The 18883-nt window shown below is 70.1% G+C and carries 16 protein-coding genes and 2 tRNA genes; 5 read left to right on the forward strand and 13 right to left on the reverse strand.

The genetic code is table 11. The annotated features are described in order from the left end of the window. Window positions 1-7: 7 nt before the first annotated feature. The 7 genes from chrA to BKA14_RS35350 all read right to left on the reverse strand — a co-directional run bounded on the left by chrA (window position 8) and on the right by BKA14_RS35350 (window position 6661). Window positions 8-1381 carry a chromate efflux transporter gene (chrA, locus tag BKA14_RS35320; RefSeq protein ID WP_184955095.1) on the reverse strand — a complete coding sequence of 458 codons (1374 nt, stop codon included), beginning with the start codon at window positions 1379-1381 and terminating at the stop codon, window positions 8-10. A gap of 9 nt (window positions 1382-1390) precedes the next feature. Next, window positions 1391-1819 carry a chromate resistance protein ChrB domain-containing protein gene (locus BKA14_RS35325; RefSeq protein ID WP_184955096.1) on the reverse strand — a complete coding sequence of 143 codons (429 nt, stop codon included), beginning with the start codon at window positions 1817-1819 and terminating at the stop codon, window positions 1391-1393. Then, window positions 1816-2292 (reverse strand): Chromate resistance protein ChrB, encoded by a 477-nt coding sequence (locus tag BKA14_RS35330; RefSeq protein ID WP_239092566.1) that lies wholly within the window; start codon window positions 2290-2292, stop codon window positions 1816-1818. Before BKA14_RS35330 ends, BKA14_RS35325 begins: the two co-directional genes overlap by 4 nt. 53 nt (window positions 2293-2345) lie before the next feature. Further along, window positions 2346-3620, reverse strand: coding sequence for a M18 family aminopeptidase (locus BKA14_RS35335; RefSeq protein ID WP_184955097.1), 1275 nt, complete (start codon window positions 3618-3620; stop codon window positions 2346-2348). A gap of 26 nt (window positions 3621-3646) precedes the next feature. Beyond that, window positions 3647-4996, reverse strand: a complete 1350-nt coding sequence (locus BKA14_RS35340; protein WP_184955098.1) for an ABC1 kinase family protein — start codon at window positions 4994-4996, stop codon at window positions 3647-3649. A gap of 182 nt (window positions 4997-5178) precedes the next feature. Next, complete coding sequence (locus tag BKA14_RS35345) at window positions 5179-6228, reverse strand: ThiF family adenylyltransferase (RefSeq protein WP_184955099.1); 1050 nt, start codon at window positions 6226-6228, stop codon at window positions 5179-5181. 271 nt (window positions 6229-6499) lie between these two features. Next, window positions 6500-6661 (reverse strand): DUF5679 domain-containing protein, encoded by a 162-nt coding sequence (locus BKA14_RS35350; protein ID WP_164842208.1) that lies wholly within the window; start codon window positions 6659-6661, stop codon window positions 6500-6502. Window positions 6662-7133: 472 nt separating this feature from the next. Between BKA14_RS35350 and BKA14_RS35355 the strand changes: the two genes are divergently transcribed. Next, window positions 7134-7667: a M48 metallopeptidase family protein gene (locus BKA14_RS35355; RefSeq protein WP_184955100.1), complete on the forward strand. Its 534-nt coding sequence runs from the start codon at window positions 7134-7136 to the stop codon at window positions 7665-7667. Between the two features lie 3 nt (window positions 7668-7670). Here the strand turns inward: BKA14_RS35355 and BKA14_RS35360 are convergent, their stop codons facing one another. Both BKA14_RS35360 and BKA14_RS35365 read right to left on the reverse strand, forming a co-directional pair. Beyond that, window positions 7671-8267: a hypothetical protein gene (locus tag BKA14_RS35360; RefSeq protein WP_184955101.1), complete on the reverse strand. Its 597-nt coding sequence runs from the start codon at window positions 8265-8267 to the stop codon at window positions 7671-7673. Then, the gene (locus BKA14_RS35365) at window positions 8264-9445 is read right to left on the reverse strand and encodes a zinc-dependent metalloprotease (protein ID WP_239092582.1); all 1182 of its coding nucleotides are present in this window, start codon (window positions 9443-9445) and stop codon (window positions 8264-8266) included. The genes BKA14_RS35360 and BKA14_RS35365 overlap by 4 nt, the downstream gene beginning before the upstream one ends. Before the next feature lie 159 nt (window positions 9446-9604). Between BKA14_RS35365 and BKA14_RS35370 the strand changes: the two genes are divergently transcribed. From BKA14_RS35370 to BKA14_RS35380, 3 genes are all read left to right on the forward strand, one after another. Beyond that, entirely contained in the window at window positions 9605-10633 is a 1029-nt protein-coding gene (locus BKA14_RS35370; protein WP_184955103.1) for a YlbL family protein, read from the forward strand. Window positions 10634-10712: 79 nt separating this feature from the next. Then, window positions 10713-13655, forward strand: coding sequence for a UPF0182 family membrane protein (locus tag BKA14_RS35375; RefSeq protein ID WP_184955104.1), 2943 nt, complete (start codon window positions 10713-10715; stop codon window positions 13653-13655). A 92-nt stretch (window positions 13656-13747) separates the two neighbouring features. Further along, window positions 13748-13821, forward strand: a tRNA-Met gene (locus tag BKA14_RS35380). A 1487-nt stretch (window positions 13822-15308) separates the two neighbouring features. Here the strand turns inward: BKA14_RS35380 and BKA14_RS35385 are convergent. Both BKA14_RS35385 and BKA14_RS35390 read right to left on the reverse strand, forming a co-directional pair. Further along, window positions 15309-15382 (reverse strand) — tRNA-Met (locus BKA14_RS35385). Window positions 15383-15450: 68 nt separating this feature from the next. Further along, on the reverse strand, window positions 15451-16050 hold the full coding sequence (locus BKA14_RS35390) for a MarR family winged helix-turn-helix transcriptional regulator (RefSeq protein WP_184955105.1): 600 nt from the start codon (window positions 16048-16050) through the stop codon (window positions 15451-15453). Between the two features lie 73 nt (window positions 16051-16123). Between BKA14_RS35390 and BKA14_RS35395 the strand changes: the two genes are divergently transcribed. Continuing rightward, complete coding sequence (locus BKA14_RS35395) at window positions 16124-17308, forward strand: FAD-dependent oxidoreductase (RefSeq protein ID WP_184955106.1); 1185 nt, start codon at window positions 16124-16126, stop codon at window positions 17306-17308. A gap of 51 nt (window positions 17309-17359) precedes the next feature. Here the strand turns inward: BKA14_RS35395 and BKA14_RS35400 are convergent, their stop codons facing one another. Together BKA14_RS35400 and BKA14_RS35405 are read right to left on the reverse strand one after the other, a co-directional pair. Beyond that, on the reverse strand, window positions 17360-18547 hold the full coding sequence (locus BKA14_RS35400) for a DUF6745 domain-containing protein (RefSeq protein WP_184955107.1): 1188 nt from the start codon (window positions 18545-18547) through the stop codon (window positions 17360-17362). A gap of 1 nt (window position 18548) precedes the next feature. Then, window positions 18549-18866 (reverse strand): DUF8820 family protein, encoded by a 318-nt coding sequence (locus tag BKA14_RS35405; protein ID WP_184955108.1) that lies wholly within the window; start codon window positions 18864-18866, stop codon window positions 18549-18551. Window positions 18867-18883: the final 17 nt, after the last annotated feature.

The following is an 18883-nucleotide window of genomic DNA, read 5'->3' on the forward strand; positions in this document are numbered from 1 at the left end:
GTTGCGGCTACAGGCCGGGCAACCCGGCGAGACCGGCGACGAGCCCCAGCAAGCCGCAGACTGCGAGGACCCGCAAGACCGACCACTTCCGCCAGAAGATCAAGGCGACCGCGACGACGGTGATGGCCAGGGGCACGGGCCGGAGGGTGCCGGGATCGGGCACGGTGAGGTGGATGATGCCGGCGTCGACGGTGTCGGTGCGGGCGAAAAGGGTGTGCAAGGCGAAGTAGAGGCCGAGGTTGGCGATGACGCCGACGACCGCCGCCGTGATGCCGGTCAGGGCGGCCGAGATGCCCTCGTTGCCGCGCAGTCGTTCGATGTAGGGCGCGCCCAGCAGCACGAACAGGAAGCACGGCACGAACGTCACCCAGGTGGTCAGCAGGGATGCGGCGATACCGGCGGTCCAGGGGTCGAGCGGGCCGGGCTGGTGGTAGGCGCCGAGGAACGCGACGAACTGGACCACCATGATGAGCGGGCCGGGGGTGCTCTCGGCGAGCGCGAGACCGCGGACCATGTCGCCGGCCGTCAACCACCCGTAGTGTTCGACGGCTCGTTGGGCCACGAACGCGAGGACGGCGTAGGCGCCGCCGAAGGTGACGACGGCGGTGCCGGAGAAGAACAACCCCTGCTCGGTGTAGACGCTGTCGCCGCCGGTGGCCAGGGCGAACGCGGCCACCGGGGCGAACCAGGCGACCAGGCCGACGGCCAGGACGGTGATGTTTCGGCGGGCCGACGGTTGCTCGTGGTGCAGGGTGTCGTCGGGAATCAGCGGTGGCGACGTCTCCCCGGCCGCCTGGTGCGCGGCGCCGGCGGTGATCAGGCCGGGCCGGCGGCGGTGCAGCGCCCAGGACGCCACGGCGGCGACGGCGATCACGATCGGGAACGGCGTGCCGAGGACCGCGAGCGCGACGAACGCGGCGACCGCGAAGCCGAGCAGAACCCGGCTGGTCAGGGCCCGGTTGCCGACACGCCAGACGGCTTGGGCGACGATGGCGATCACCGCGGGTCCGAGCCCGGCGAACAGGGCCGTCACGACGGTGGTGTCGCCGTACGCGACGTACACACCGGACAGGACGAGCAGGGCCACGACGCCGGGGAGGACGAACAAGGTGCCGGCGACCAGGCCGCCGCGCAGACCGTTGAGCAGCCAACCGACGTAGATGGCCAGCTGCTGGGCCTCCGGACCGGGCAGCAGCATGCAGAAATTGAGCGCGTGCAGGAAACGCTTCTGCCCGATCCAGCGGCGCTCGTCGACAAGGTGGTGCTGCATGACGGCGATCTGTCCGGCCGGGCCGCCGAAGGTCTGCAGCGAGATGGTGAACCAGGCGCGCACGGCTTGGCCGAACGGCACCACGTCGGGGCGGGGTTCGGTTGTGGTCATGGCACTTCCTCAGGCGGGTGGGCGGTCCAGCAGCAGGGCGCGGCGGTGGTATTCGTACAGGCCGTCGAAGAGCGGGCCGCTGACGGTGAGGACCTGCTCGTCGGTGAGGGTCATGGACAGGCCGCGCAGCAGGACGTCGAGGCCCGGCGCCTCGGGGGCGTCGAAGCGTTCGTCGTCGAGGTCGGCCTCGTGCACGATCTCGGCGATCTTCCACAGGACCGGGTCGTCGAGGTCGTAACGGCGCAGGATCGTCTCGAACGAGCAGTCCCGGCCGTGATGGCCGAGTTCGGCGCCACGCATGTCGAACGGTGTCGCGTCGGCCGGAACAGCGGCCGGATCGGTGAACAGGAACACGGCATCGGAGTCGAGGTGCCGGCGGATCAGCCAAGCGTAGGCGGCCCGGTCGATGTGCACGCCGGGGCGGGTGGCCCATTTCATGCCGGGCTCCGATCGTCGTTGACGGCCAAGGCGTCGACCATGACCTGGGCGGTGTCGCGCTCGGCGGGGGGAAAGAAGTCCCGCCGCCGGATCCGCCGCAGCTCGGCGCGTAGCCGGCGCACCACCCGGGCCCGCTCGCCCGGTTCAGCCGAGATCGCGGCTTCGGCCTCGGTGACGACAGCCTGGTACTCGGCGGCGCGCGCAGCGCGCATTCCCGCGGCGACCTGCTGTTCCTGGGCAGGGCTGGCCGGCTGCGACAGCCACACCGTGCAGGCGCCGCCGGCTGCCAGGATCTCGTCGGCGATCCAGTCGAACTGCTCCCGGGTCCGAGCGTCGGCGGGCAGCCCGACGACGCCGTCACCGAGTCGCGCCACCCCGAGGCGTTCCAGTTGGCGCCACACCGCGATCCGCGGCCGGGACGGTTCCCGCGGTATCCGATAGACGAGCATGACCCAGGTCCCCGTGCCCTCCACACGAGGAAAGTAACCATGGTTACATGATCAGCGCAACCGGGGCCGATGAGTCGTCAGGCGGCGGAGGACAAGAAGACCCGAATCGCGCTGCTCAGGTGGGCCGGGTCGTCTACGTGACACATTTCGCGGGCCGAGTGCATCGAGAGCAGCGGCACGCCCACGTCCAGGGTCGGGATACCGATCCGGGCCGCGGTGATCGGGCCGATCGTCGAGCCGCACGGCACCGAGTTGTTGGAGACGAACTCCTGATACGGCACGCCGGCCGCCGCGCAGGTGCGGCTCCACAGGGCCGCGCCGAGGCCGTCGGTCATGTAGCGCTGGTTGGCGTTGATCTTCAGCAGGGGGCCGGCGCCGGCGACCGGACGGTTGACCGGGTCGTGGCGGTCGGGGCGGTTCGGGTGCACGGCGTGCCCGGCGTCGGACGACAGGCACCACGAGCCGGCGATCGCGCGGGCCAGGTCGGTGCGGTCGCCGCCGAGCCCCGCGGTAACGCGTTCCAGTACGTCGGCCAGGAACGGCCCGGCCGCGCCGGACCGGCTCTCCGACCCGATCTCCTCGTGGTCGAAGGCGGCCAGCACGGCGATCGCGTCGGACGGTTCGGCCGTCAGCAGCGCGGCCACGCCGGCGTGTACCGAGGACAGGTTGTCGAGGCGGGCCGAGGCGAACAGTTTCCGGTCGGCGCCGAAGCGGGCGGGGGCGGCCGAGTCGACGGTCACGATGTCGTAGCCGGCCAGGTCGGTGGCGGGAATGCCGGCCAGGTCGGCCAGGTGGCCCACGACGTCGGCTTCCGCGTTGCCCACACCCCAGATCGGCTGGAGTTCGCGTTGCTTGTCGGGGGCGAAGGAGTCGTTCACCGCACGGTCGAGGTGGATCGCCAGGTGCGGGATGCGCGCGAACGGGCCGGTGCGGACCAGGTGCGCGGTGCCGTCGCGGTGCACGACCCGGCCCGCGAACTCGAGCTCACGGTCGAACCAGGACGGGACGACCGGGCCGCCGTACACCTCGACGCCCGCCTGCCACCAGCCGAAGCTGACCGTCGACGGTTTCGGCTTGAGCTTGAAGCCGGGCGAGTCGGTGTGGGCGCCGAGGATCCGGAACGGGGTGCCGCGGCCGGCCGTCGCGGGCACGGCCAGCGCGATGACCGAGCCGTCGCGGACGATCAGCAGGCGGGCCCCGGGGCGTACGGCGTCGGTCCAGTCGGCCGTTTCGTCGAGCGTCTCGTAGCCGGCCTCGACCAGCCTGCGGGCCACCTCGGCGGCCGCGTGGTAGGAGCTCGGCGCCGCGGAGACGAAGGCGGCCAGGTCATCGATGTGCGCAGCGGCTTCCATCGGCCCATCAGATCATGGGTGCCTCGTCAGGTCATGGGCGGCGCGAAGCCCGGCAGCCACTCTTGCAAGATCCCGCGGTACGGCGCCTCGGCCTCCAGTTGGCACAGCACACCGATCGAGCCCAGCGTGACCCGGTGGATCATCAGGTAGGACGGGGGCAGGTTGAGTTTGCGGCTCAGCTGATAGGCCGGGGAGCGCGGGCTGCTCAGCCGGGTCGCCTCACCGCGCAGCCAGGCCCGGGTGAACTGGAACTTCTCGACCGCGACGGGCTCGATCATCGGGCGCAGGAAGTCGAGCACGGCCTGCGCGTCGATCTCGTCGTCGGGCTTGATGAAGCCCTCCTCGCGGAGCCCGTCGGCCACGCCAAGGGCGTCGCCGTCGAGTGCCAGGCGCACCAACCGGCCGATCGGCTCGGGCAGTCCCTCGGGCAGGCGAGCCACCGCGCCGAAGTCGATCACGCCGAGGCGGCCGTCGGGCAGCATCCGGAAATTACCGGGGTGCGGGTCGGCGTGCAGCAGGCCGGCTCGGGCGGGCGCGGAGAAGTGCAGCGTCGCCATGAGGCGGCCGGCCTCGTCGCGCTCCTCGGTGGTGCCGTCGCTGATCACCTTGGCCAGGGGCGTGCCTTCGACCCACTCGGTGACGAGCACCCGCGGGGCCGACGCGATCACCCTCGGCACGAAGATGTCCGGATCATCGGAGTACGCCGCGGCGAAGGCCCGCTGGGTCTCCGCCTCCATCGCGTAGTCGAGCTCCTCGGTGATGCGATCCTTGAGCTCGGCCAGCAGCGGCTTGATGTCCATGCCGGGCTGGATGATCTTGAACATGTGGGCCAGGCGGGACAGCTGCTTCAGGTCGGCCAGCAGCGCCTCGCCGGCACCCGGGTATTGCACCTTGACCGCGACGTCGACGGTCTTGGGCTTGGCGTTCTTGCGGGCCGGGGGCAGCTTCCAGACGGCCCGGTGCACCTGGCCGATGCTGGCCGCGGCGGCCGGGACGTCGTCGAACTCGGCGAACTTGTCGCGCCAGTCCTCGCCGAGCTGCTCGGCCAGCGCCTTGTGCAGGCTGGCGGCCGGCATCGGGGGCGCGGCCTCCTGAAGCTTGGTGAGCGCCTGCCGGTAGGGGCCGGCCATCTCCTCGGGCATGGCGGCCTCGAAGACGCTCAGCGCCTGCCCGAACTTCATGGCGCCGCCCTTGAGCTGGCCCAGGACGCTGAACAGTTGCTCGGCGGTGCGCCGCTGGATGTCCTCCGAGATCACATCGGACGCGATCCCGACGGCGCGCTTGCCGAGGCCCAGCGCGGTGCGCCCGGCGAACCCCAGCGGAAGCGCCGCCAGCTTGGCCGTGCGGGCCGCCGCACGCCTCGGTATGTCGCTCACCAGATCATTGTGACCGACTCTCGGGCGCCGAACTGCCCGCCTGAGCCGGGTTGTCCCCACAACGCCCGAAAAGTCCGCCAACCCTGACACCAAATCTCCTCATCCACAGCGCGTCGTTCCCGACCGGGCGGCTCTCCGCCGACGTGGTCCGTCAAGACACGTAACAGCCGTTGCGTCCCTTTTCAGGAGTGTTGGCGGGCGCCGTCCACAGCCGGGCGGCGGGGTCCGCGGCGTGCGCAATCGCAGTCGGGGTGGGGCGGCCACGTGCGGCGGCGCTGGCGGGACGGCGTGGTGAGCTCGATCGAGGCGCCCAGGGTCTCGGGGGTGCCGCCGTCCAGGAAGATCAGCGCCTCCTCGGCGGCCACCGCGGTCGCGGCCAGCAGCGTGGACACCGTGCAGGGCTCGGGCGTCGTGTGCGGCGGCGGGCCCGGCCAGGCGGCGTCGCGGTCCCGCCGGTGCAGGTCGAGGCAGGCCAGGCACGGGGCGCCGGTGGCCAGGACCAGGGGACCGATCATCGGGGTACCGTCCCGGATCGTCACGGCCAGGTGGGGCTGCCGGCGGCTCGCGTGGGCCGCCGCGACCACGGTGATCGGGCTTTCCGGGTCGAGCTGGACGACCAGGGTGGCGGGCTGACCACGCACACCGCTGGTGTCGACGTGCTCCACGGTGCGGGTGACGGCGCGCTGGACCGCCTCGGCGCGCGGCTTACCGATGTCGGACGCGCGGAGCGGGCCACCGGCCAGTTCGCCTCGGTGCACCAGGCCGGGCAGGTCGAGGTGGATGTGGCCGACACCGGCCTCGGCCAGCGCCACGGCGATCGGGGCGCCCAGCCGGCCGTGCCCGCTCACCACCACGCGGGCCGCACCCCGGCGGCGCAGCCGGGTGGCCGGGGTGGGGGAGTTGTCACTGCGCAGGGCGAGCACCGCGGCCTCGCCGGCCAGGCGGTCGGCACACCGTACGGGAGGGAGAAGCGCCGTGGCGGGCACGGTCAGGCCCGCCTCGCCCAGCGCGTCGAGGACGGCCCTGGCCTCCTGGGGCGGGACGCCGTCGGCCACGGCCTCGAGCAGCACCACCCGTTCGGGACGGCTGCCGTCGAGCAGGTCGAGCACCCGGGCCGCGCGGGGATCGGGCAGGCGCAGCACCACGGCGCGGGCGGGATCGGACCCCAGCTGCAACTCGAAGCGGTTGCGCCAGACGCGGGCGAGCCCGGGGATGAGCGTGGGACGGTTCACGCGTTACAGGATGTCACCGCAGCGATGCGGAGCGAATAAGTTGTCCACAGGCACTGACGGCCCGCGACGCGCTTTGTCCACAGGCACGGGAAAGTTATCCACAGGCTGTGGGAGTTGTCCACAACCTCACTCAACGTGCGGGGGCGAAAGCGGAAACGCCCCGCGAAGGTGATGCACCGGGGAGGGCGACTCGCCCTCCCCGGGTGGGTGAACGGCCTTGTCGCAGGCTTGACGATGGCCTAGTGGGGCGAAGCCTGCGAGGCCGTCCGGCTCAGACCTTGGCCTTGCCCAGGATGCGGTTCACGGTCGTACCGCACACCGGGCACTTGCCCTTGGCCATGTTCATGCCCGTCTTCGAGACCTCGACGGTGCCCTGGAAGTCGCGCTTCTCCTTGCACTTCACGCAGTAGCCGTTGTACGTGTTGTCGGCCACGGTTCCTCCTCGTTCATGTTGTCGGCCGGGTCGGCCCCGATGCCTGCTCGCGGTGGCAGGCCGCGACCTGTGTTCGGCGCTGGACCGCTCCGACCACGCGGATGTGGCCACCCGTCGGGGCGACAACTACCCAGGCCAGACCTGTTCCATGTCAGCGCGGCGTCGGCGGTCTCGCCGACGACGCTGAGTGTGCCGGTCCGAATCGCCCTTTTTGGGATGTTGTGCCGCAACACGCCGTGTTGTGCCATCAAACGGGCAGAAATCGGACGTGGGGCGCGATGGTGGGCGCCATTCCGGCGATGAGCTAGGTTGGCGGACCGGCCGCAGTATTGCGCCACGGAAAATTTTTTCGGTATTACCTGGACGAAGTACACATATCCCCCGGGTGTCATCCGGCGTACTCTTGCGGTGACATGGGTCTCACGGATTAGCGTCTCAACGTGAACCCGAATCTGGGCCGCGCGAGCCGGTAATGGCCCGGACGCGCAAGCCTGTCGTGGAAGTGCGGCGCAGCCAGCGCCGTCGGCGCACAGTGTCCGCGTACCGCGATGGTGAGCGCGTGGTCGTGCTCATCCCCGACCGGTTCTCCCGCGCCGAGGAGACCGAGTGGGTCGAGCGGATGCTGGCCCGCCTGGCCGCGCGCGAGGAACGCATCCAGCGCACCGACGAGGAGTTGCAGACCCGGGCCCGGCGGCTGACGAACCGCTACCTCGCCGATCACGCCGAGCAGGTCCGCCCGGCCAGCGTGCGCTGGGTGACCAACCAGAACGGCCGCTGGGGTTCCTGCACCCCCGACGACGGCACGATCCGCATCTCCCACCGCATCCAGGAGATGCCCGACTGGGTGATCGACTACGTGCTGCTGCACGAGCTGTCCCACCTGGTCGTGCCCAGCCACAACGCCGAGTTCTGGGAGCTGGTCAACCGCTTCGGCAAGGCCGAGCGGGCCCGCGGCTACCTCGAGGGCATCTCCGCCGCCACCGGCCTCGTGCTCGCCGACGACTGAGGCTCAGCCGCCCAGCAGCACCCGCGTGTTCTCCCAGCCCTCCAGGGCCGGATCGAGGGCCGCCAGCTCGGCCGGCCCGCGCAACCGCCGCCACTCCGGCGTCGACGAGACGTCACCCGGGTTCGGCGCGTCCCGCCGCAGCAGCTGGGCGGTCGCCGTGTCGAGGTCGTGGTCGGCCAGCCAGGGCGGCGCGGGCAGGCTCGTGGCCAGGCCCAGCAGGCCGTTCCCGGGGCCGCCGGAGGCCACCGCCACCGCCTTGTTCTCCAGCGGGCGCAGCAGCTTGCCCAGGATCATGCCGGGCACGTCCGGGGCGTCCGCGGCCAGCACGGCGGCCTGGTCGAACCCGTCGGCCGCGGCGGCCTCGAGCACCGGCAGATATGTCGCCGTCGGCACCTCGTACAGGCGCATGCCGGGCCAGGCGATCTCCTGGGCCAGCGCGAGATCGTCGCTCGTGGCCGCGATGGCCGCCTCGGCCTGCGCCAGCCGCGCCAGCAGGTCGACCACGTCCTCGGCCAGAGCGGCCCGCCAGGCGGTCAGGTCGACGCCGGGCGGGCTCCACGTCACCGGCACCAGCAGTGCCGCTACGAGCCGGCGAGTCACTCCTTCTCGTCGTCGTTCTTGTCGCCGGCCGGGCCCAGGTTGTCCAGCTCGCTGATGTCCCAGTCGGCGGTGCCCTGGGCGAAGACCTGCGGGTTGGCGAAGTCCTCGTCGGTCGGCAGCAGGTCGGGGTGACCCCACAGCGCGTCGCGGCCCTGCACGCCGCGGTGCTCGAGGACCGCGGCCCACAGCACACCGGCCTCGCGCAGGCGGCGCGGCCGCAGCTCGAGGCCGACCAGCGCGGCGAACGTCTGCTCGGCCGGGCCGCCCGCCGCGCGCCGGCGCCGGAACGCCTCACCCAGCTGCACCACCGACGGCAACCGGTCGCCGGCCGCGTTGTCGACCACGTGGCCGACCCAGCCCTCGATCAGCGCCAGCGCCGTCTCGAGGCGGGCCAGGCTCTGCTTCTGCTGCGGCGTGTCCTCCGGCGTGAAGATGCCTTCGAGCGCCATGGCCTGCATCGACTCCGGGTCGGCGGGGTCGACGCGGCTCATCGCCTCCTCGATGGCCTCACGATTCACGGTGATGCCGTTCGCGTACGTCTCCACGGCGTTCAGCACGTGCGCGCGCAGCCACGGCACGTGCCCGAAGAGCCGCTGGTGGGCCGCCTCGCGCAGGGCGACGTAGAGCCGGACCTGATCCTCTCCGACCTCCAGCCCGTCCCCGTACGCCTTGATGTTGGCCGGGACGAGCGCGGCCGTGCCGCTGGGGCCCAGGGGCAGACCGATGTCGCCCGCCGAGAGCACCTCGGCCGCGAGCTGACCCAGGGCCTGACCGAGCTGCCCGCCGAAGAGCGCCCCGCCCAGTGTCGCCACCATCGACTGCATCGGGCCCAGCTGGGCCTTCGCCTCGTCGGGCACGAGGTCGCCCATGGCGCCCACCATGCGGCCCGCGATCGGGTCGCACAGCTTCTTCCAGACCTCGAGCGTGTTGTAGATCCACTCGTTGCGGTTCCAGGCGGCGGCCAGGCGGATGCCGCTGGGCAGCGCGGAGGCCGGGTCGAGCCACAGGTCGGCGAGCCGCAGCGACTCCTCCACCTGGTGACGCTCGAACATGTTCACCGCGGGGTCACCGGCGGCGGACAGCTGACTCTGGGCGACCTGGCGAGCGAGGTCCCAGTTCACCGGGCCGCTGCCGGGCCCGGCGAACATCTGCTGCAGCTGCGCCATGAACTGCTGCATCTGCTGCGGGTCGGAGGGGTCGGGCGGCTGGGCCCCCGGCAAGGAGAAGCCGAACGGGATATCAGGCACGTGTCCAACCGTACGCGCGAAACGCCCGCTCCGGACCGATGGCGGTGTCAGCTCAGAGAGAACTCAGGGAGGGGCGATAGTCTCACGCGCATGAGACGTCGTGGTGTCACCGTAATCCTCGGCGCCCTGATCACCGCCCTGCTGGCAGTCGGTGTGATGGCCGCACCCCTGCCGTACGTGGTGTTGAAGCCCGGCCCGACCGTGAACACGCTCGGATCGGACAACGGCACCGAGGTGATCCAGGTGACGGATGCGAAGACCACGACGTCGGCCGGCCAGCTCCGCCTGACCACGGTGAACGTGCAGTCGCAGGTCGAGCTGGTGTGGGCGATCAGCAGCTGGTTCAGCTCGTCCGACGCGGTCGTCCCGCGGGAACTGATCTACCCCCCGGACCGTACGGAGAAGCAGGTCGAACAGCAGAACGCCGAGGAGTGGACCGAGTCGCAGAACAGCGCGGTCACGGTCGCACTGACCAAACTGGGCTACCCCGTACGCGCGGCGGTCAACAAGGTCACCGACGGCGGCGCCGCGACCGGCATTCTGCAGAAGGACGACATCATCACAGCCGTCGACGGCACCGCGGTCGACGGTCCGTCGAAGCTGACCGAGCTCGTGCGGGCCAAACCGGCCGGCAGCACGCTCACCATCTCCTACCAGCGGGCGGGCAAGGCCTCGACCGCGAAGATCACCACCAAGGCCTCCGCGGACGACAACACGCCGCGGCTGGGAATCGAGATCGCCCCGAAACAGGACGCCCCGTTCAAGGTCGAGATCGATCTCGACAAGATCGGCGGGCCGAGCGCCGGCCTGATGTTCACGCTCGGGATCATGGACAAGCTGGAGCCGGCCGACCTGACCGGCGGAAAGATCATTGCGGGTACGGGAACGATCGACAACGACGGCAACGTGGGTCCGATCGGCGGGATCCCGCAGAAGCTCGTCGGCGCCAAGAAAGCCGGCGCTCAGCTGTTCCTCGTGCCCAAGGGAAACTGCGCCGAAGCACTACGGAACACGGTCGAGGGGCTTCCGATGGCCGAGGTGGCCACCGTGGACGACGCGCTCACGGCGCTCAAGACCTTCACGGGTGGTGGCACCCCCAAGCCATGCTCGGCCGCGTGACAGATGACGTACGGTGAGACACCGGCCCGACTGAAATGTGGAGCCTCCGTTGGTAATGCGTAACAGCCCTCTGCCGAGGATGAGCCGGCGCGGTCGCGTCACCGTCGGCGTCCTGGTCGGGGTCTTTCTTCTTTTCACGCTGCTCGGGTGGGGCATCGACGCGTACACCGATTACCTCTGGTTCAACGAGGTCGACTTCGTCAACGTCTTCTCCGGTGTTCTGCTCACCCGGCTCCTGCTGTTCCTGGTCATCGGCCTCGCGGTCGCGCTGATCATCGCAGGCAACCTCTACCTGGCCTACCGGCTGCGACCACTGCTGCGGCCGCACTCCGCCGAACAGGCGACGCTCGAGCGCTACCGCATGATCCTCGCGCCGCGCCTGGGCACCTGGATCACCGTCCTCACGGTGATCATCGGCTTCTTCGCGGGCCTGTCCGCGCAGGGCCGGTGGAAGGACTGGATGCTGTTCCGCAACGGCGGCAGCTTCGGCATCCAGGACCCGGAGCACAAAGTGGACGTCGGGTGGTACGTCTTCGACTACCCGATGCTGCGCTACGTGCTCGGTGTCGCCTTCACCGCCGTGGTGCTCTCGGTGCTCGGCTCGCTGGCCATGCACTACATCTTCGGCGGCGTCCGCCTGCAGGGCGTCGGCGACCGGATGACCACCGGCGCCCGGGCCCACCTGACCTCCCTGGTCGCGCTGTTCGTGCTGCTCAAGGCCGTGGCGTACGTGCTCGACCGGCGCGCCTTGCTGCTCGAGCAGCACGTCTCGCCGGGCCTTTACGGCGCGGGCTATACCGACGTCAACGCGCTGATGCCGGCCAAGGAGATACTGGCGTACATCTCGATCGTCGTGGCGATCGCGATCATCGTGTTCTCCAACGCGGGCATGCGGAACCTGGTATGGCCCGGCGTCTCGCTGGCCCTGCTGGCGATCTCGGCCGTGGCCATCGGCGGCATCTACCCGCTCGCCGTGCAGAACTTCTCGGTCAAGCCCAGCCTCAGCGAGAAGGAAGCGCCGTACATCCAGCGCTCGATCGACGCCACCAGAGCGGCCTTCGGCCTCGGCGACACCCAGGTCGATCCCTACCGCGCGACCACTGTCGTCCCGCCCAGCGGGCTGGCCACCAACGCCAGCGCTCAGAACGCCCGCCTGATCGACCCGCAGCTGGTCTCGCAGGCGTTCACCCAGTCGCAGCAGTCCCGCGGCTTCTACGACTTCGGCGCCAAACTCGACGTCGACCGCTACTCGATCAACAACAAGACCGGCGACTACGTGGTCGGCGTACGTGAGATCAACGACGACAAACTGACCCCGCAGCAGCGCAACTGGCTCAACCGGCACACCGTCTACACCCACGGCTACGGCCTGGTGGCGGCGCCGGCCAACCAGTTCTGCGGCGGCCTGCCGTACTTCGTCTCCGGCTTCCTCGGCGACGACCGCCCGAGCAACTGCTCCGCGACGAAGGAAGAGATCGAGGTCGACCAGCCGCGGATCTACTACGGCGAGCAGTCGACCGAGTACGCGATCGTCGGCCAGGAGGACGAGAACCGCCGGGTCGAGTTCGACCGCCCGCAGGAGGACAACAACAACGCCGAGGAGCTCTACACCTACACCGGTGAGGGCGGCGTCTCGATCGGCTCGTTCTTCCGCCGGCTGGTCTTCGCGATCAAGAACACCGAGAGCAACTTCGTGCTCTCCGACGCGGTCAACTCCGACTCCAAGCTCATGTACATCCGTGAGCCGCGAGCCCGGGTCGAGAAGGTCGCGCCGTTCCTGACCATCGACGGCGACCCGTACCCGGCCGCCGTGGACGGGCGGATCGTGTGGATCCTCGACGGCTACACGACGTCGAACTCCTACCCGTACTCGCAGAAGATCAACCTGGCCACCGAGACGCAGGACGAACTGACCGGTCAGGGGCAGTTCGCCCTGGCCCGCGACGACGTCAACTACATGCGCAACTCGGTCAAGGCGACCGTCGACGCGTACGACGGCACGGTCAAGCTGTACGAGTTCGACGACAACGACCCGGTGCTCAAGGCGTGGAACAAGGCCTTCGGCGGCGACCTGATCATCCCCAAGGCCGAGACGCCGCAGTCCCTCGAGGACCACTTCCGCTACCCGCAGGACCTGTTCAAGGTGCAGCGCAACCTGCTCACCCGGTTCCACGTGACCGACCCGCAGGCGTTCTTCTCCGGGCAGGACTTCTGGCAGGTGCCGAACGCGCCCGACTCGCCGTCGAACAACCAGAAGCAGCCGCCGTTCTACCTCAACGTGCAACTGCCCGAGCAGGACCAGACCCGGTTCCAGCTGACCGCCGGCGTCACACCGGCCAACCGCGAAAACCTGGCCGCGTTGATCTCCGGCTCGTACGTCGACAACAAACCCGTGCTGCAAGTGCTCGAACTACCGGACCAGACAGTCACACCAGGCCCGGTGCAGGTGCACCAGAAGATGACGGCCAACGCCGACGTGCGGCAACAGATCACCCTGCTGTCCAACAACGCGCAGTCCCAGGTGCTCTACGGCAACCTGATAACCCTGCCCGTCGAAGGCGGCGTGCTCTACGTCGAGCCGGTCTACGTCAGACCCAGCAACCAGGAGAACGCGGCACCCCAGCTGCAGAAGATCCTCATGTCGTACGGCGACGGCGGCACGTACGTGGTGCTCGCCAACAGCCTCAGCGAAGGTCTGAAACAACTGGTCGACAAGGGCAAAGCGGCCCAGAGCGGCAACAACAACACCGGCAACAACAACAATTCCGGCGGTACGGGCACCACCCCGCCGCCGCCGGACAGCCTCACCGGTGAACTGGCCGCCGCCGCGACCGCGCTCGACCAGGCCATCGCCAACGTCAGGACGGCCCAGCAGTCCGGCGACTTCGCCCGCTACGGCGAAGCGCTCAAGGCCCTCGACACCGCGATGACCAACTTCGAGAACGCCCGCAACGCCGCCGGCGGAGCAACCCCCAACCCGTCCGGCTCGGCGGCCGCACCATCGCCCACCCCGAGCGGCTGACCTTCCTGGGACCCCGGTGACCCGCCGTGTCGCGGGTCACCGGGACCCGTTTTGCAGCCGACGTCAGGGTTGCGCTAGTGTTAACAGGCCGACGCGGGGTGGAGCAGCTCGGTAGCTCGCTGGGCTCATAACCCAGAGGTCGCAGGTTCAAATCCTGTCCCCGCTACGAGTCAGGAGTCCCCTGTCCGCTGTTGTGCGCGGACCGGGGACTCTTCGCATTTCTGCCCGGGGGCCGAGCCCCCAGACCCCACGTTCCGGTGGGGGCGGGGGTGCGTTGGTTGCGGGTGGTCCTGCGACTTCGTCGCGGTTGGGGTTGGCGACTTCGTCGCCGCTCTTGTCACCCGCCTCCACGACTTTTGCTAGCGCAGCGTCGTGCAGCAATGCCTGCCCGGCCGGCTACCGCGCACCACCGACCTGGTCTTCGTACGGCAAATGACCGCCCTCCACGGCCTGGGCTGGCTTCTGTGTCTGCTTGGGCTTGGCTTTAAGCGCGGTATTCGGCTTGGTCCGGCCTCTGCGTCTGCTTGGTCTTCGCCTTGGTGTGGTCTGCGCGTCTGCTTGAGTTCCGGCTTGGCCCCGTCCTCACCTTGACGCGGGCTGCGCGTCTGGTTGGCTTCCGCTTGGCCCGGTCCTCGTCGTGGTCCGGTCGCCGCCTTGGTCCGGGTCCTCGTCTTGGCACGGTCTCCGAGTCGGCATGGCCTTAGCCTGGCCTTTGTTAGGCGGGGTCTCCGAGTCAGCTTGGCTTTAGCCTGGCCTCCGCCTGCCTCCGCCTGCCTCCGCCTGGCGCCGTCTGCGCGTCTGCGCTTGAGTTCCGTCTTGGTCCGGTCGCCGTATTGGGCCGGTTCGCTGCCTGGCCGGTTCGCTGCCTGGCCGGTTCGCTGCTAGGCCGGTTGCCGCCTGGTCCGGTTGCCGCCTGGTCCGGTCGTCGTCTTGGTGCGGTCTGCGCGTCCGCTTGGCTGTCGTCTTGGCCTGGCCTCTGCCTGGGCGCGGTCTGCGCGTCTGCCTGGCCTCCGTGCTTGTTGGTGTCTCACTCCAGTGTTGGTGTCCCACTCCAGCCCGGCACGGCTCGGCCCTGGCCGTCGCGATCAGGGTTTTCGGTCTAATTCAGCCGCGGTGCGGCGCGTGTCAACGGCGCTGAAATCTGACCACGGCGGCGAGACCTGGAAATCGTGTGTCGTAGGGGTCGGTTTTACGCAGCGCGGGCAGCGCGGGCAGCCCGGGCTTGGATTTCGTTCGTGGGGGTCCTGCCTCGGCGCCAGCTCGGCTTAGGGCGTCGTCCAGGGTCGGCACGGGCTGGGTCGCGGCTCGCGATCGGCCGCGGCTGGGTCGCGGCTCGCGATGGGCCGCGGCTTGGGATCGGTCGCGGCTTGGGATCGGTCGCGGCTTGGGATCGGCCGCGGCTGGGTGGCGGCTCGCGATCGGCCGCGGCTGGGTAGCGGCTTGCGAATAGCCGTGGCTTGCGCTCTGCTGGCCGGGGTTGCACGCCATCACCGCCCGCATCGGCCGCGCCACGGTGGTCGCGGTGGCGAGGGTCAGGCTTTGGGCTTGTGCGTGTCCCGCGTAGTGGCCGTTGGCCGGGTGCTTCCGATTCCGCGCGGTGGGCACGCGAAGAGGCCCCGGTTCGCGTAGTGGCGAAACGGGGCCTCTTGTTTGTAGCGGGGACAGGATTTGAACCTGCGACCTCTGGGTTATGAGCCCAGCGAGCTACCGAGCTGCTCCACCCCGCGTCGGTAGGTAGAGCTTACCGCGCCCGTCCGGGGCCGACTGAACCACCCCCCAAGTGTCGCCGGCTCGTTCATGGGCCGACTACGCCGAGGCGCGTGCTGCGCCTGACGGGGCCGGGGGCGACCGCAGTTGTGTCCGCGGGGTGGTCCGGCGGGGGTCGGTCACCGGCTGGGGGTGTGGGGTGGGCTTGCAGGCGGGTGTTGGCTTTCGCGGTGGCGGAGGTCAGGCGGGCCAGGAACGTCGTGATGCGGCGCAGGTCCTCGGGGGTGGTGTGGTGCAGCACCTCGGCTACCTCGGCGCCGGCGTGGGCCAGGAACGTGCGGGCCCGGGTGCGGGACTGCGGGGTGGGGCGCAGGGTTACGCGGCGGCGGTCGGGGTGTTCGCGGGTTCGGGTTATGTGGCCGCCCGCTTCGAGGCGGTTCAGCAGGACTGTGGTGGCGCCGGACGTCATGCCTATGCGGCGGGAAAGGTCGGCGGGGGAGAGCGGGGTGTCCTGTTCCGCGGCCCAGACGATGTTGCTGAGGGCGCTCGCGTCTGAGGTGGGCAACGCCATCCAGGCGGCCAGGTGCTGGTTGAGCTCTATGAAGCCGACGGTCCAGTCGTGGAGGTGCTGCATCGCGGCCGTCTGGTCGGGGGACCAGGTGTCGGTCAACGGATCGGCGGGAGTCATGCTGATTCCTTCAGTGTGAAGTAGCTTCACTGTAAAGCATGGCGGGCGTTGTGCGAGGGGAGTGAAGCAGACCATGGCCTTACGTGTGGTGATTTCCGGGGCGAGCATCGCGGGATTGTCGGCCGCCTACTGGCTTCGGCGTACGGGCTGGGAAGTCATCGTCATCGAGCGTGCCCGGAGTTTCCGGGACGGCGGGCAGAACGTCGACGTGCGCGGCGTGGCTCGCGAAGTGCTCGATCGGATGGGCCTGTTCGACGCGGTCAAGGCGCAGAACACCACCGAGACCGGAACCGTCCTGGTCGACTCGGCGGGTGCTGTGCGGGCCGAGCTGCCGTCGGACGGCCCGGACAGCGCCACTGCCGAACTGGAAGTGCTACGCGGTGACCTGGCGCGCACGATCCGCGATCACCTGCCCGACGGGATCGAGTTCCGCTATGGCGAAACCATTGCGGAGGTGACCGACGGGGTGGACGAGGTGGCCGTCACCACGTCGTCAGGGCACGTTCTGCACGCGGATCTGCTGGTCATCGCCGAGGGCGTGGGTTCGACGACCCGGAACATGCTCTTCGGAAGCACGGTCGACCGGCGCGAGCTGGGTATCACGATGGTGTTCGGAACCATTCCCCGTACGCCGACCGACGACAACCGGTGGCGGTGGTACAACACCGTCGGCGGGCGGCAGATCCACCTGCGGCCCGACAACCACGGCACCACCCGCGCGATCCTCTCGTACGCCGGTGACGACGACCTCAGTGGACTCGATCAGTCCGAAGCGCTGGCGCGACTGCGGGAACGGTATGCGGACGCCGGCTGGGAGGCGCCGCGGATCCTGGACGCGTTCGACACCTCCGACGACATCTACATCGATCACCTCACCCAGATTCGGATGAGCACCTGGCATCGGGGACGCGTCGTGCTCGCGGGCGACGCCGGGTGGTGTGTGACTCCGCTCGGCGGGGGCGGGGCCTCACTGGCCTTGACCAGCGGATACGTGCTGGCGGCCTATTTTGCTCAGCAGCCGGGTGACCGCCGGGCGGCCCTCACCTCGTACGAGGAATGGATGCGGCCGCTGGTCGAGGACGTGCAGAAGCTGCCGCCCGGAATTCAGCACTTCGCCTATCCGCGGACCCGTTTCGGGCTGGCGGTGCGGAGCGTGGTCGACAAGGCCCTGACGTCGTCGCTGTTCAAGCCGGTCGCCGCCAAGCTGACCCAGGTTGCCCAGACCGACCAGCAGCTGCCCGACATGGCCCGGGTCTGAGATACGCGACGGGCGGCGCGCGAAACGTCGTGTGCCGCCCGTTTGCCGGAGCTACGTCTGGAGCAGCGGGTGGTATTCGTCGGCGGTCAGCCCGAACGTCCACGCCACCCCGGCCCGGGCGGTGCGGGTGCCGGGTGGCACGCGGAGCCAGTAGACGCGGCTCGTGCCGTCCGGCTCGGGGGTGGCGTTGACGACCTCGACCATGACGAGAGGTTCGTCGCCGGTGAGCGGGAGGTGCCACAGTGTGCCGGTTTCGTCCTGGTGAAGGGCTCGCGCGCCGGCCTCCTGCAGGTAGCGCTCGTAGCCGAAGTGTTCCAGCATGACCCGGCGCAGTTCGGCGTTCGACTCGGCGCCGATGCGGTCGGCCGTCAAGTGCGGTAGTTCCGCCGCGAGGTCGGTGGGAATGGGCATGCCGCGCCAGGCCCACAAGGCGTATCCGTCGGGGTAGCCGATGGCCGGGCCCTCGCCACGATGCAGGCGGCCCACGTTGTCCCGGGCCAGCAGGGAGGGGCGCTCAGTGAGGATCGCGAACCGTGAACCGGCCCACCACCAGCCGCAGTGCCGGGCCACCGCGGTCAGGCCGGTGAGACCGTCCAGCAGGCCGGAGCCCGGGTGCAGGCGGTCGGCGGCCTCGAAAGTGGACAGCCACACGCCGTCGTGCTGACCGTAGATCGCATCGAGGAGCCGGGGCCGGGCCGCGGGGAACTCGGCCGCCAGATCCTCGCCCAGCCGCAGGCGGATCCGCCCGGCGACCCTGTCCATCACCAGCGCCCACGAACGCCGGCCGGCCGCGGCGCCCAACTGGGCCCAGCCCTCGGGGCCGAGCACACCGGAGGCGCGTTCGCGGGCGGCGGCCCACGGCTCGGTGCGAACCTGCCGCCGGACCGAAGCGCCCATGCCCGGGCCCGGCCGCCAGCCCTGACTCAGCAGTGCGTCACGCACCTGCTGCACAATCGGCCCATCAACGCCCGAAGCGAGGGTGTCTGGGGCCGGGCCGGTCGGAGCTTGATCTGGTGAGGGAGAAGCGCCTGCCGAAAGCAGGGCCGCGGCAATGGCGCCGGCTCGAGGTGAGCCCAGCCAGAAGATGCGTTCGGGCGCGGTGAGGCCGGCCCGGCGGTAGGCCTCGCGGACACCGGCTTCGGCGGCGGGGCGGTCGGCCGGGGTGGTGTCGACCGCGGCGGCCAGCCACTGGTCTTCGATCGCGGCGGCCAGGGCTTCCTGCTCGGGGGTCAGTCTCATGTCAGTCGGCCACCGGGCGGAACGAGCCGGGAATGTATTCGCGCTGGCGAACGACTCGGTAGTGGCCCGCGGGGAGCGAGATCGGGCCGTGCTCCTCGTGGGTGACCCGGCCGTAGGAGGGGACGTCGACGAACATGCTCGACGGGTCGTCGACGTCGGCCAATAACTGCAGGCCGGGGCCGCCGATCACGTGGGCGTGGCCGGTGGCCTCGCCGCGGGCCAGCACCATGCGGCCCTGACGGTCGCGCGGCACCGCCGAGCAGGACGGCACATCACCCTCGGCCACCGGCACGATCAACACGTCGCCTTGCCGATACATCAGCCCTCCCGAGGTCG

This window comes from Paractinoplanes abujensis, from assembly GCF_014204895.1.
Taxonomy (GTDB): domain Bacteria; phylum Actinomycetota; class Actinomycetes; order Mycobacteriales; family Micromonosporaceae; genus Actinoplanes; species Actinoplanes abujensis.

Coding starts and splice junctions, on each gene's coding strand:
- chrA (WP_184955095.1), bottom strand. CDS start 1,381: ATGACCACAACCGAACCCCGCCCCGACGTGGTGCCGTTCGGCCAAGCC.
- BKA14_RS35325 (WP_184955096.1), bottom strand. CDS start 1,819: ATGAAATGGGCCACCCGCCCCGGCGTGCACATCGACCGGGCCGCCTAC.
- BKA14_RS35335 (WP_184955097.1), bottom strand. CDS start 3,620: ATGGAAGCCGCTGCGCACATCGATGACCTGGCCGCCTTCGTCTCCGCG.
- BKA14_RS35355 (WP_184955100.1), top strand. CDS start 7,134: ATGGCCCGGACGCGCAAGCCTGTCGTGGAAGTGCGGCGCAGCCAGCGC.
- BKA14_RS35365 (WP_239092582.1), bottom strand. CDS start 9,445: ATGCAGCAGTTCATGGCGCAGCTGCAGCAGATGTTCGCCGGGCCCGGC.
- BKA14_RS35370 (WP_184955103.1), top strand. CDS start 9,605: ATGAGACGTCGTGGTGTCACCGTAATCCTCGGCGCCCTGATCACCGCC.
- BKA14_RS35375 (WP_184955104.1), top strand. CDS start 10,713: ATGAGCCGGCGCGGTCGCGTCACCGTCGGCGTCCTGGTCGGGGTCTTT.
- BKA14_RS35390 (WP_184955105.1), bottom strand. CDS start 16,050: ATGACTCCCGCCGATCCGTTGACCGACACCTGGTCCCCCGACCAGACG.
- BKA14_RS35395 (WP_184955106.1), top strand. CDS start 16,124: ATGGCCTTACGTGTGGTGATTTCCGGGGCGAGCATCGCGGGATTGTCG.
- BKA14_RS35400 (WP_184955107.1), bottom strand. CDS start 18,547: ATGAGACTGACCCCCGAGCAGGAAGCCCTGGCCGCCGCGATCGAAGAC.
- BKA14_RS35405 (WP_184955108.1), bottom strand. CDS start 18,866: ATGTATCGGCAAGGCGACGTGTTGATCGTGCCGGTGGCCGAGGGTGAT.